Source organism: Streptomyces sp. NPDC044571 (assembly GCF_040647115.1).
GTDB lineage: Bacteria > Actinomycetota > Actinomycetes > Streptomycetales > Streptomycetaceae > Streptomyces.
The window spans coordinates 23200-35966 of record NZ_JBEZBN010000060.1; the positions used below are offsets into that span (position 1 = coordinate 23200).

Sequence of the window (12767 nt, forward strand, 5' to 3'; positions counted from 1 at the left end):
CTTCCCTGATTCCGTGCCATTACCCAATGCATCCGGGTGACTGCACCGCGTTAGCGTTGCCCGAGTGCTTGAAGCCGCCAGTACCTATCGAAGAGTCATCGCCCTCACCGGGCCCCTCCTTCCCCTGATTTCCTTCCTTGCCCGTCTGCCCGTGGCCATGTCCCAGTTCGGCAGCGTCCTGCTGGTCGCCGAGACCAGCGGTTCCCTCGCCACCGCCGGAGCGGTCGGCGGCACCCTGTCCGCCGGGCAGGTGGTGCTCGGCCCCGTCCTCGGCCGGCTCGCCGACCGGCACGGGCAGCGGCCCGTGGTCCTGACCGCCGCGGCGGTCAACGCCGTCGCCACCGCGGCCCTGGTCGCCGGGGCCCTCGGCGGCCTCGCGACCCTCCCGCTGGCCGCGATCGGCGCCGTGACCGGCGCCTCGGTGCCCCTGATCGGGCCGCTCGCCCGGACCCGCTCCGTGGCCCTCGCGCACCGCGCCGGAGCCGACGAGTGCGTGGTCGGCGCCGTCCACTCCCTCGAAGGCACCCTGGACGAGGTCTCCTTCGTCTTCGGCCCCGCCCTGGTCGGGCTGGCCGCGCTGATCGCGCACCCCGCGCTCGCGCTCGGGGCCGCCGCCGCCCTCGTCGCCGTCTTCGCCACCGCCTTCGCGCTGCACCCGACCGCCGCCGTCACGGCCGGGGAGCGGGCGCGTGCGGGCGGGGACGGCAAGGCCCCCGCCTCGGGCCGGGTCGCACCGGTCCGGCCTGAGGCGGGCAGGCATCCGCGCGTCGTGTACGCCGTGCGCTGCTCGCTCTTCCTCCAGGGCGCCCTGTTCGGCGGCTGCCAGGCCGGTATCGCCGCCCTCACCGCCCGCCTGGGCGTCCCCGGGCAGGCCGGACTCGTGTACGCCGCCATGGGCGTCGTCAGCGCGGCCGTGGGCCTCGGGCTCGGCGCGCTGCCCGCCCGCTTCGGCCTGCGGCTGCGCTGGCGCGCGGCCGCCGGCGCCGCGCTCGTGCTCTGCGTACCGCTGCTGTTCACCGACACCCTGGGGCCGCTGTACGCGGTCGTCACCGTGCTCGGGGCCGCCTTCGCCCCGCACCTGATCACCGCGTTCGCCCTCACCGAGCGGTCCGTGGAGCCGTCCCGGCTCGCCGAGGCGACGGCCTTCGCCGCCAGTTCGCTGGTCGCCGGGCAGGCCGCCGCCCTCGCCGTCTCCGGGCGGCTCGCCGAGTGGTACGGACCCTCCGGCGCCTTCGCCGTCTGCGTCTCGGCCGCCGCCCTCTGCCTGCTCCCCGCCTTCACCACCCGCGTCCCGGCCGCCCGTACCGCCCCCGCGCAGCCGGCCCCCCGCGCCGCCGGCGCCGGACGTCCGGCCCACCGGCCCGCGGCGGAGGGCGGTTCCTCGGCGGCCGCCTACTACGCGGGACGCTGAAGCACCACCAGGCACCGTCCGGTCAGCGCCACCCGGTCCCCGTCCGCGAACTGCGGCCCGGTGCCGGGTGGCAGCACTTCCGGCCGCGCCGTGTCCACGACCAGCCGCCACTGGGCGCCGTGCCCGGCCGGGATGGTGAACTCCTGCGGGTCCGCACCCGCGTTGAACATCAGCAGGAACGAGTCGTCGGTGATCCGCTCCCCGCGGGCGCCCGGCTCGGAGATGGCCTCCCCGTTCAGGAACACCGTCAGCGCCCGCGCGTGCTGCGCCTGCCAGTCGCGGGCCCGCATCGGCTCCCCGTGCGGGGTGAACCAGGCGATGTCGGAAAGCTCGTCGTCGGTGCCCTCCACCGGCCGGCCGTGGAAGAACCGGCGCCGCCGGAACACCGGGTGGTCGCGCCGCAGCCACACCATCCGCCGGGTGAAGTCCAACAGGGAGGGAGCCGGTTTGCCCGGCTCCGGCCACTGCACCCAGGACAGCTCGTTGTCCTGACAGTACGCGTTGTTGTTGCCGCCCTGGCTGCGGGCGAACTCGTCGCCGTGGCTGAGCATCGGCACGCCCTGCGACACCATCAGGGTGGCCACGAAGTTGCGCATCTGCCGCTCGCGCAGCTCCTGCACCTCCGGGTCCTCGGTCGGCCCCTCCGTCCCGCAGTTCCAGGACCGGTTGTGGGTCTCGCCGTCCCGATTGCCCTCCCGGTTGGCCTCGTTGTGCTTCTCGTTGTACGAGACCAGGTCGTGCAGGGTGAAACCGTCGTGGCAGGTCGTGAAGTTGATGGACGCCAGTGGGCGCCGACCGTCGTCCTGGTAGAGGTCCGAGGAGCCGGTCAGCCGCCCCGCGAACTCCGCCAGCGTGCGCGGCTGTCCGCGCCACAAGTCCCGCACGGTGTCCCGGTACTTGCCGTTCCATTCCGTCCACAGCGGCGGGAAGTTCCCCACCTGGTACCCGCCTTCGCCCAGGTCCCACGGCTCCGCGATCAGCTTGACCTGGCTGACCACCGGATCCTGCTGGACCAGGTCGAAGAACGAGGACAGCCGGTCCACCTCGTGGAACTGGCGGGCGAGCGTCGCCGCGAGATCGAAGCGGAACCCGTCCACGTGCATCTCGGTAACCCAGTACCGCAGCGAGTCCATGATCAGCTGGAGCACGTGCGGGGAGCGCATCAGCAGCGAGTTGCCGGTGCCGGTGGTGTCCATGTAATGCCGCGGATCGTCCGCGAGCCGGTAGTACGAGGCGTTGTCCAGACCCCGGAAGGACAGCGTCGGCCCGAGGTGGTTGCCCTCGGCGGTGTGGTTGTAGACCACGTCCAGGATCACCTCGATCCCGGCCTCGTGCAGCGCCCGGACCGCCGACTTGAACTCCAGCACCTGCTGGCCGCGGTCGCCCGAGGCGTAGCCGTTGTGCGGGGCGAAGAAGCCGATCGTGTTGTAGCCCCAGTAGTTGCTGAGCCCGTCGTCCACCAGCCGGTGGTCGTTGACGTACTGGTGCACCGGCATCAGCTCCAGCGCCGTCACGCCCAGCTTGGTGAGGTGGCCGATTACCGCCGGGTGGGCGAGGGCCCCGTACGTCCCGCGCAGCTCCTCGGGGAGGTCGGGGTGACGCATGGTCAGTCCCTTGACGTGGGCCTCGTACAGCACCGTGTGGTGGTACTCGTGGCGCGGCGGCCGGTCATTGGCCCAGTCGAAGTACGGGTTGACCACGACCGAGCTCATCGTGTGCGGGGCCGAGTCCAGGTCGTTGCGGGAGTCGGGCCGGCCGAAGTGGTAGCCGTAGACCTCCTCGCCCCAGTCGACGCTGCCGGCGATGGCACGCGCGTACGGGTCGAGCAGCAGCTTCGCCGCGTTGCAGCGCAGCCCCCGCTCGGGCTCGTACGGGCCGTGCACCCGGAACCCGTAGCGCTGGCCCGGCATCACGCCGGGCAGGTAGGCGTGCCGCACGAAGGCGTCGGTCTCGCGCAGTTCGACGGCCGTCTCGGAGCCGTCGTCGTGCAGCAGACACAGTTCGATACGTCGGGCGGCCTCGGAGTAGACCGCGAAGTTGGTCCCGGCGCCGTCGTACGTGGCACCGAGCGGGTACGCCTGTCCCGGCCAGACCTGCATGGATAAGGACTCTTCCTCTCGGCTTCGGGCTGATGTGTCGGGCTGATCCGCCGTGGACCACGTCACTGGCAGATCTTCCCCGAAAGTGGGGCGCTACGCGGGGACTTGGGATGCGTCCTCCGGGTGACCCGGAGACCTGATATGCGGGTCAGCGGACTATGCGGGCATCGGATAATGGGTCAACGGGCCCCCGCCGTACGGCCCATCGGGCTGCACCGGGCGCCGACCTCGGAGTACCCTTCCGTGATCACTGGAGACGGGCGTCCAGACGCAGAAGGCGGTGCACGGGTGAGCTCGGGAGGTCTGGAGCTGCCCCCTGGTGACAGCGGTCACGAGGGCGGCCCGGCGGACGCCCCAGGAGGTGCACCCGGCGGTGCGCCCGGCGGGGTGCCCACAGGCATGGCGGCCGGGGCGGTGTCCCTGGCCCCGCCGGCGGCCGGGAGCGTACGGGCCGGGGCCGAGCTGGACTGGGGGGCGGACGCCTGGAGCGAGGTCCGTACGCGGGCCCAGCGGGCGGGCCGGGCGTACATCTGGCTGAACCTGATCGAGCAGCGACTGCGGTCGGTGGTCGGTGCGGTGCTGCGGCCGATCTACGAGCCGGTGCACGGCGAGGACGACTGGGTCGTCGCGGCGGCCGGGCCCGCCGGCCAGGAGTGGGTGCAGCGGGCCGTGGCGGTGCGCGAGGTGAGCCGGCGCAAGGGCTACCTGCTGGACCCCGCCGACGACAACGTGCTCAGCTTCCTGACGCTGCCGCAGCTGCGGGAGCTGATGGTCCAGCACTGGCCGTGCTTCGAGCCGTACTTCGACGACCGGCGCGAGATCGAGCTGGCGCTCGACGAGCTGGAGGTCACGCGGAACGTGGTCTCCCGCAACCGCGCCCTGTCGCGGCCGGTGCTGGAGCAGGCGGAGCGGGCCTCGGCGCGGCTGCTGGAGGCCCTCGGCGGCGGCGCGGGCTCTCCGCCGGCGGACCGGTTGCCGATCGACGCGGTCGAGGACCTGGTGGGGGACCGGTACGCGGACGTCGTCTCGGTCCACCCGGACCGGGTGCGCCTGCAGCGGCAGCTGCCCGCGGAGGACCTGTTCGGCGGGGCCCGGCGGCTCGACGCCATCGGCATAGGCCTCAACCTCCTGGTGCAGAACTTCTCGGGCCGAAGACTCGTCCGGCTCACGGAGGCCGGCTGCCGGGTCCGGCTGCTGTTCCTGAACCCGGCGAGCAGCGCGGTGAAGCGGCGCGAGCGCGAGCTCGGCCTGCGCAAGGGGGAGCTGAGCCGCTCGGTGGAGATGAACATCCTGCACGTGCGCCGGGTCCGGGCGGGGCTGCGCGACCCCTCGCGCTTCGAGATCCACGTCTTCGACGAGACGCCGCGCTTCACGGCCTATCTGGTGGAGGGGGAGTCCTCGGGCATCGCGGTGGTGCAGTCGTACCTGCGCCGGGCCCGCGGCATGGAGGCGCCGGTGCTGGTGCTGCGCGGCGGCGGTGCGGCCGGCGGCCGCACCGCCGGGCGTGACGTGGATCACGGCCTGTTCCCCACGTACCGCGAGGAATTCGAGTCGATCTGGGAGGACTCCCGCCCGGTGTCGTGACTGTCAGTGCCCCGTGGGAGGCTGAAAGCCGTTGACCGAAGGCGTACGGGGGAGGGGCACGGGGTGGAGGACGGGTACGGCATGGGGGCGTCCCGGGCGGTCCGGACGGGCGGGGCCCTGCGATGAGCTGGATCAGCGGTCGGATGGTGGCCTTCGACCTGGAGACGACGGGGACGGACATCGAGTCGGACCGGATCGTGACCGCGGCGGTGGTCGCGGTGGAGCCGGACGGGGGGATCGCGCGGCAGCGGACCTGGCTGCTGGACCCGGGCGTGCCCATCCCGGCGCAGGCTTCGGCGATCCACGGCATTTCCACGGACCAGGCCCGTGCGCAGGGCCGGCCCGCCGCTCCCGCGATCGAGGAGATCACCGGGATCCTGGCCGGCGTGCTGCGGTCGGGCACCCCGCTCGTGGTCATGAACGCGCGGTACGACCTGTCGCTGCTGGACCGTGAGTGCCGACGGCACGCGGTCGTGCCGCTGGTCGAGCGGGTGGGAGGCGGGCCCGCGGCGGTCATCGACCCCTTGGTGCTGGACAAGCACGCGGACCGCTACCGCAAGGGGAGGCGGACCCTCCAAGCCCTCTGCGAGCACTACGGCGTCACCCTCGACGACGCGCACGACGCCGCCGCGGACGCACTGGCCGCCGCGCGTGCGGCCCGCCGCATGGGGGTGGAGCACGCGGCCGTAGGCTCCGTCGCCCTGGCCGACCTGCACGAGCTCCAGGTCCGCGCGGCGGCGGAGCAGGCCGCCTCGCTGCAGAGCTACCTGCGGCGCACCTCGGATCCCGAGGCGATAGTCGAGCGGGCCTGGCCCGTGGTCCCGTACCGGGGCTGAAGACCCGTCAGCGGTCCGGCCTGGGCGGGGGATGTCAGAAGGGGTGCCAGCGGGTGTCGCTGTCGCCGTCCCGCAGGCAGGCGATCCGGCGGCGGAACTCGGCCAGGGCACGGGGATTGGTCGGGGCGTGCTGGGACACCCAGGCGCAGCTGGCCGTTTCGCGGGCGCCGCGCAGCACGGCGCAGCCCTCCCAGTCGCGTACGTCCCAGCCGTAGGCCGCCGTGAACGCCTCGTACGCCTCCGCGGCCAGCCCGTAGCGGTCGCGGGAGAGGGCCATCACCACGAGGTCGTGCTCCCGCAGGTCGACCGAGACCGTTTCCAGGTCCACCAGGACCGGGCCGTCCGGGCCCACGTGGACGTTGCGGGGGAGGGCGTCACCGTGGATCGGGCCCGGCGCCAGCTGCGGGGTGAGGGCGGCCACTTCGACGGCGTGGGCATCGCGCCGCGCCCGCAGATAGGCCGCGTCCGCCGGGTCGATGGCCTCGCCCGCGAGCCGCAGCCAGCGTTCGACCCCGCCCAGCAGGTCCCGCGCGGGGAGCGCGAACGGCGGCTCGGGCAGGGCGTGCAGCTGCCGCAGCAGCAGCGCCAGGTCCTCGGGGGCGGCCGGACGGACCGCTTCGGGCAGGCGGTGCCACACCGTCACCGGGTGCCCGGCGACCAGGCGGGGCTCCGGTTCGGCCGCGCGCACCGCCCGGACCGAGGCCTGCGCGAGCCAGGCCGCGACGGCGAGTTCCCGCTCGGCCCGCTCCAGCAATGCCGCCTCCCGGCCGACCTTGACCACCACGTCGCCCAGGGCGAAGACCGCGTTCTCGCCCAGCGCCAGCAGCCCGGCGGGGCCGGTGAGGCCCGCCGCCGTCAGTACGTCCCTGGCCTGCGCCTCGTCCATGCCGTCCCTTCCGGGTGCTCCGGTCTTCCCGTTCGCGGTGAATCCGCCAAGTCTCGCACCGGCTGCCCGGAAATGAATTGCACGAGACGTATCGTCTCGTTACCTTGGTGGCATGACCACAGCAGCCACCCCCGCCCACATCGCCATGTTCTCCATCGCCGCCCACGGACACGTGAACCCGAGCCTGGAGGTGATCCGCGAACTCGTCGCCCGGGGCCACCGCGTGAGCTACGCCGTCCCCGCCTCCTTCGCCGCCAAGGTCGCCGAGACCGGCGCGACGCCGGTGATCTGGAACTCCACCCTCCCCACCGACGACGAGCCAGAGGCCTGGGGCACCGAACTCATCGACCACGTCGAGCTGTTCCTCGACGACGCGATCCAGGCCCTGCCGCAGCTCGCGGACGCGTTCGAAGGCGATGAACCGGATCTCGTCCTCCACGACATCACCGCTTACCCGGCGATCGTCCTGGCCCGCCGCTGGGGCGTCCCCGCCATCTCCCTCTCCCCGAACCTGGTCGCCTGGACCGGCTACGAGGAGGAGGTCGGTGAACCGATGACGGCCGCACTGCGCGCCTCCGAGCGCGGCCGGGCGTACTACGCCCGCTTCCGCGACTGGCTCGACGCCAACGGCATCGACGAGCACCCCGACCCCTTCGTCGGCCGCCCGCGGCGCAGCCTCGTGCTCATCCCGCGTGCCCTCCAGCCGCACGCCGACCGCGTCGACGAAAGCGTGTACACCTTCGTCGGCTCCTGCCTGGCCACCGACCGCAGCACGGACGCGGCGAGCACCTGGCAGCGCCCGGCGGCGGCCGCCGGCAGGAAACTGCTGCTCGTCTCCCTCGGGTCCACCTTCACCCGGCAGCCCGCCTTCTACCGCGCCTGCATCGAGGCCTTCGGGGACCTGCCCGACTGGCACGTCGTCCTGCAGATCGGCCGGTTCACCGACGAGGCGGAGCTCGGCCCCGTCCCCGGCAACATCGAAGTCCACCGCTGGATCCCCCAGCAGGCCGTCCTGGAACACGCCGACGCCTTCATCACCCACGCGGGCGCCGGCGGCAGCCGGGAAGGGCTGGCGACCGCCACCCCCATGGTCGCCGTCCCGCAGGCCGTCGACCAGTTCGGCAACGCCGACATGCTCCAGTCGCTGGGAGTCGCCCGGCACGTCCCGAGGGAGGAGGCGGACGCCGCCACCCTCCGCGAGGCCGTCCTCGGCCTCGTCGCGGACCCGCAGGTCGCCGCCCGTGCCGAAGCGGTCCGCGCCCAGATGGCCGCCGAAGGAGGCACCCGGCAGGCCGCCGACCTCATCGAGGCCGCACTCCCCGCATCCCCGCCCGCTTCCGCCGCTCGGGCATGATTCGGGCATGACCAGGAAGAAGTACGCGGCCCTGCTGCGCGGAATCAACGTCGGCGGGAGCAAGAAGGTCCCGATGGCCGAGCTGCGCCAGGTCCTCGAAGGACTCGGCCACGACGACGTCCAGACGTACCTGCAGAGCGGCAACGCCGTCTTCAGCAGCACGCAGCAGGACCCGGTCGCCCTGGCCCGCGCGCTGGAGCGGGCCATCGAGAGCCGCTTCGGCTTCCCGGTGGCCTGCCTCGTCGCCGACGGCGCCCGCCTGCGCGCCGTCGCCCACGACTGCCCCTTCCCCGCCGCCGAACTGGAGGGAAGGCAGCTGCACGTCACCTTCCTCTCCGAGCAGCCGGACCCCTCCCGGTTCGGGGCGATCGACGCGCCCTCGTACCTCCCGGAGGAGTTCCGGATCGGCGACCGGGTCCTCTACCTGTACGCCCCGAACGGACTGGGCCGCTCCAAACTGGCCGAGGCGCTCTACCGCCCGGCCGTCCTCAAGGGCATCGACGCGACGACCCGCAACTGGAACACGGTCGCCAAACTCGTCGAACTGACGCAGGAAGGGCCCCGGCCCTAACTCCAGTCGATGTCCGCCTGGCTCTCCAGCGGGGCACGGTCCTCGACCGCCTCCGGGACCACCAGTGTGTCCGCGGCCGTCATCGCGGCCGGGAAGCGCAGCCTGGCCCGGGTCTGGATCTCGTTCAGCTTGACCTGGAAGACGCGGAACTCGTCCAGTTCGAGCGATTCGGCCAGCTCCAGGTTCTGCGTGAGCAGGAAGGCCTTGCACTTCAGCTTTCCCGCCTCGGAGAAGACGAGGACCTTCCAGAACTCGCGCGGTATCCGCACCCCGCGGAAGAGGCGGTCGTCGTCGTGGAACACCGGACCGCCGAACACGTTCACCCTGAGGTCGTCGACCTGCACGTCCTCGAAGACGGCATCCTCCAGGTGGCCCCATATGCCGTTGCGGGCGCTCTGGTTGAAGTCGTCCATCTGCGGGGTGATGTTCGTGTAGAAGAACGAGTCCGTGTTGGCCCGTTCGGCCTCGGGCATCGGCCCCCACAGCAGGTCGGCGCGGCGGGCGATGTGGCCCCGGTCGAGCCGGTTGGTCCGGCCCCGGTACAGCTCGTTGCTGACCTGGGCGGCGGCCGGCAGCCGCGGGTCCTTCCTGAACTCGATGCCGGAGCGGTCGAGCTTCTTGATCGTGGAACCGTCTATGTTCCAGGCCACCCAGAAGGCGAAGCGCCGCGTCTTGTTCAACGCCAGCGAGAAGTGCGTGTACGGAATGACCTCCGACCCGTCCAGCAGCACGGCATCGCCCTTGACCGACGGGTTCAGCTGCGGGGTTCCTATCGGCACCGAGAGGAAGCCCGGGTCGTAGCCCGCCACGGGCTCCGACTCGGGCCCCGGCTGCTGGAGGGTGATCTTCAGCTCGTCGAAGACCGCCCGGGGGAAGCAGGCCAGCGCCCTCTCGTCGGGGTCCGCGTCCCCCTCGCCACCGAAGTGCAGACCGGCCAGGACATCGCTCGGCCTGCCTCCCCGCCCTTTGAACATCCACGCCGATCCCGAGTCACCGGGCTTGCTGATCTCCCCGTCGGCCGCCGGGTGGTCCGGGTCGGGCCCTATCTCGAAGCACTCGATCTCCCGCACGCCGACGCCCGTGCCGTAGTCGATGCTGACCTTGGCGAACGGGCGGGTGACCTTGCCGTGCGTGACACCGGTGGTGCGCCCGCTCTTGACGACCTTGTCGTCGATCTGCGGCTCGCCGAGCTTCGCCGGAGTGACGTCGAGGTCGAGGATGGCCGGGTCGATGTCGCGGTCCGTGATGCTCGACACGGCGCAGTCGCCGGACACCCCGAGGTGGGACCGCTTGAGCGTACCGAGGCGGTTCAAGGCGATGCGGCTGTCATCCTTCTTGCCGGGCTGGACGACCTCGTCGCCCGGATTGCCCAGACGGCCGTTCAGGACGTGCCAGTTGCTGAGGACGCAGGGGGATCCGTCGTTGCGGTCGAAGACGATGCAGCCCAGGGTCCCGGCGCTCACGTGGACGTTCCCGACGCTCACGCCGGGACGGACGGGGTTGATCCGCGTCTGCCGCAGCGGGGTCTCCGCCTCGGCCACCACCAGGAAGTGGGGCGTGTAGCTTCGCTGGACGACGTCCGTCGGGACGGTGACACCGCCGCCGATGTCGATGAACGGCGGGATCGGCGCGCTCCTCAGGCCGTCCACGCCCTCCGGGACCACTTTGCGGTCGACCGTGAACTGCAAGGCCAGGTCCTTGCTCCGCTTCCCGTTCTTCTCCTTGTAGCCGATGCCGATCGAGGACACGTTGGGGTCCTGGAGGTAACTCGAACCCCGGGTGCGGATGAAGTGCTTGAGCGACTCCATCAGCTTGTCCTGGCCGTCGCCCTTGGGCGGCGAGGCCGACGCGCGCTTCTTGGCAGCCATAGGGGCCCCCTTGGAAGAAAGGAGTTCAGGCGTGAGAAGCCCCGCCGAGAAGATGCCGCCCCCGCGGTAGTTGAAAGCGACGCGAACAGACTGGGGCTCCCCACTCCGTGCGTGCATTTCCAGCCTACGGCGGCGCCACGGGGCCAGCGCGCCGAGCAGCCCCGGCCGGCAGGCGCACCGGGGCCCCGCCGGTGACACGGCCGGAGGATGTGCCAGGCTGCTGCGTATGCGTTACATCATCATCGGCGCCGGAGCGGTCGGCGCGACCATCGGCGGGCGCCTGGCGGAGGCGGGGCACGAGGTCGTACTCGCCGCCCGCGGCGCGCACGCGCAGGCCCTGCGGGCGGAGGGGCTGCGGCTCACGACGGCCGGCGGCGTCCGGGTGCACCGGCTGCCCGTGGTGTCAGGGCCCGCGGAACTCGGCGAACTGCGGCCCGACGACGCCCTGCTGCTGACCGTGAAGACCCAGGACGCGATCGCCGCACTCGACGCGTGGGGTGACGCGGAGGTCGCGGGCGGCGGCACGGCGGCGCAGCGGCTGCCGGTCCTGTGCCTCCAGAACGGCGTGGAGACCGAACGGCTGGCCCTGCGGCGCTTCGCGCGGACCTACGGGGTCTGCGTATGGCTGCCGGCGACCTTCCTGGAGCCGGGCGTGGTCTCGGCGCTGTGCGCTCCGCTGACCGGCATCCTGCACCTGGGCCGGGCGGCCGGCGGCACCGACCGGCTGCTCGCGCAGATCTCTGCCGACCTGGAGAAGTCCGGCTTCGCGGCACCGGTGGTCGAGGACGTGATGCGGTGGAAGTACGCGAAGCTGCTGGGCAACCTGGGCAACGCGATCCAGGCGACGACGGGCCCGGAGCCGGCCCCCGCCAAGGGGGCGCTGCTGCTGCGCGCGATCCGCGAGGGCAAGGCGGCGTACGCGGCGGCGGGCATCGCGTACGCCTCGGAGGCGGAACAGGCCGAGGCGCGGGACGGCAAGGTCGAGCAGCCGCCGGGCCTGCGGGGCGGGTCGTCCTGGCAGAGCCTGGCGCGCGGCACGGGCTCCATCGAGGCGGACTACCTCAACGGTGAGATCTCCCTGCTCGGGAGGCTGCACGGGGTCCGGACCCCGGTCAACGACACCCTCCGCCACGCGGCGAACATCTTCGCCCGGGAGTCCCTCCCGCCCGGCGCGATGTCCGTCGAGGACCTGACGGCCCTCGCGGACGAGGCCGAGGCCCGAGCCTAGCTGCGGGTCCGCAGCGACCGGGTCCGCTGCACGGGTCGCTGCGCGGGGGGAAGAGGCCCCGCGCAGCGGTCATGCCGTCAGGGTCCGCAGACGGGCCGGGGCGGACGCGGCAGAGTCGTAGCGGTCCAGCAGCAGGCGGGCGAGTTCCGGGGCCGCGCCCAGCACCCCGGCCACGAGGTCCGCCCCCGCGGCTTCGGCCCCCGCCGCGATCCGGTCCGGCAGGCGTCCGGGCGCGATGACGTACGGGGCCACCACGACCCGGCGTACGCCCTCGGCGCGCAGTGCCCGTACGGCGTCCTCGGTCCGGGGAAGGGCCGCGGAGGCGAACGCAGGCCGCACGGCGCACCAACCGGTGTGCCGCCACTCCCGCGCGATTTCAGCGATCACTGCGATCGCCTCCGGGTCAGAGGATCCGGCGGACGCGAGCACCACACCGGTGCCCGCCCGGTCCGCCGGGTCGAGCCCCGCCTCCCACAGGCGGCGCTCAAGCGCCTGCGTCAGGAGCGGGGAGGGGCCGAGGACCTCGGTGAGCCGGACCGAGAGGCCCGGCAGCCGGGTCGTGGCCTGCGAGAGCACCGCAGGGATGTCCGCCTTGGCGTGGAAGGCCCGGGTGAGCAGCAGCGGCAGGGCCGCCACGTCGCGGACACCTTCGGCGTACAGGGCGGACAGCACCTGTTCGACCCGCGGGGCGTTGAAGTCCAGGAAGGCCGTCTCCACCCGCAGACCCGGCCGCAGCGCCCGCGCCCGCCGGGTCAGGGCGTGCACGGTCGCCGCGTGCCGCGGATCGCGGCTGCCGTGGGCGATGACCAGGAGAACGGGGGCGGGGGACACGGGAATCAGCTCTTGACCTGCAGGCCGCGGGTGCGGAGTACCCGGCGTTCGATGGGGCTGAAGATGAGGAGGTCGATGGCGATGCCGACGATGAGGATC

General features: G+C 72.7%; 10 protein-coding genes and 1 pseudogene. 6 read left to right on the forward strand and 5 right to left on the reverse strand.

Annotated features, from left to right (window positions below; translation table 11 throughout):
- The first annotated feature begins 64 nt into the window (after window positions 1-64).
- On the forward strand, window positions 65-1411 hold the full coding sequence (locus AB0B01_RS25995) for an MFS transporter (protein WP_361723698.1): 1347 nt from the start codon (window positions 65-67) through the stop codon (window positions 1409-1411).
- Here the strand turns inward: AB0B01_RS25995 and glgX are convergent.
- Window positions 1396-3510, reverse strand: coding sequence for a glycogen debranching protein GlgX (gene glgX / locus AB0B01_RS26000; RefSeq protein ID WP_361723701.1), 2115 nt, complete (start codon window positions 3508-3510; stop codon window positions 1396-1398). The genes AB0B01_RS25995 and glgX overlap by 16 nt on opposite strands.
- Window positions 3511-3798: 288 nt before the next feature.
- Between glgX and AB0B01_RS26005 the strand changes: the two genes are divergently transcribed.
- The gene (locus tag AB0B01_RS26005) at window positions 3799-5094 is read left to right on the forward strand and encodes an SAV2148 family HEPN domain-containing protein (RefSeq protein ID WP_361723704.1); all 1296 of its coding nucleotides are present in this window, start codon (window positions 3799-3801) and stop codon (window positions 5092-5094) included.
- A gap of 122 nt (window positions 5095-5216) precedes the next feature.
- Window positions 5217-5930, forward strand: a complete 714-nt coding sequence (locus AB0B01_RS26010; protein WP_361723707.1) for an exonuclease domain-containing protein — start codon at window positions 5217-5219, stop codon at window positions 5928-5930.
- Between the two features lie 34 nt (window positions 5931-5964).
- On the opposite strand, the gene AB0B01_RS26015 is transcribed toward AB0B01_RS26010, so the two are convergent.
- Window positions 5965-6816, reverse strand: coding sequence for an aminoglycoside phosphotransferase family protein (locus AB0B01_RS26015; protein WP_361723710.1), 852 nt, complete (start codon window positions 6814-6816; stop codon window positions 5965-5967).
- 112 nt (window positions 6817-6928) lie between these two features.
- Here AB0B01_RS26015 and mgt point away from each other — a divergent pair, with 112 nt between their 5' ends.
- A complete protein-coding gene (gene mgt, locus AB0B01_RS26020; protein WP_361723713.1) occupies window positions 6929-8170 on the forward strand; it encodes a macrolide-inactivating glycosyltransferase in 1242 nt (413 codons plus the stop codon).
- A gap of 7 nt (window positions 8171-8177) precedes the next feature.
- The gene (locus AB0B01_RS26025; RefSeq protein WP_361723716.1) at window positions 8178-8741 is read left to right on the forward strand and encodes a DUF1697 domain-containing protein; all 564 of its coding nucleotides are present in this window, start codon (window positions 8178-8180) and stop codon (window positions 8739-8741) included.
- On the opposite strand, the gene AB0B01_RS26030 is transcribed toward AB0B01_RS26025, so the two are convergent.
- Window positions 8738-10609 (reverse strand): DNA/RNA non-specific endonuclease, encoded by a 1872-nt coding sequence (locus AB0B01_RS26030; RefSeq protein ID WP_361723719.1) that lies wholly within the window; start codon window positions 10607-10609, stop codon window positions 8738-8740. The two genes, AB0B01_RS26025 and AB0B01_RS26030, sit on opposite strands and share 4 nt — an antisense overlap.
- Before the next feature lie 226 nt (window positions 10610-10835).
- On the opposite strand from AB0B01_RS26030, the gene AB0B01_RS26035 reads away from it, so the two are divergent.
- Window positions 10836-11837, forward strand: coding sequence for a 2-dehydropantoate 2-reductase N-terminal domain-containing protein (locus AB0B01_RS26035; protein ID WP_361723722.1), 1002 nt, complete (start codon window positions 10836-10838; stop codon window positions 11835-11837).
- A gap of 69 nt (window positions 11838-11906) precedes the next feature.
- On the opposite strand, the gene AB0B01_RS26040 is transcribed toward AB0B01_RS26035, so the two are convergent.
- Window positions 11907-12668: a sirohydrochlorin chelatase gene (locus AB0B01_RS26040; RefSeq protein WP_361723725.1), complete on the reverse strand. Its 762-nt coding sequence runs from the start codon at window positions 12666-12668 to the stop codon at window positions 11907-11909.
- 5 nt (window positions 12669-12673) lie between these two features.
- Window positions 12674-12767 (reverse strand): annotated as a pseudogene (locus tag AB0B01_RS26045) (ABC transporter permease); the annotation flags it as partial.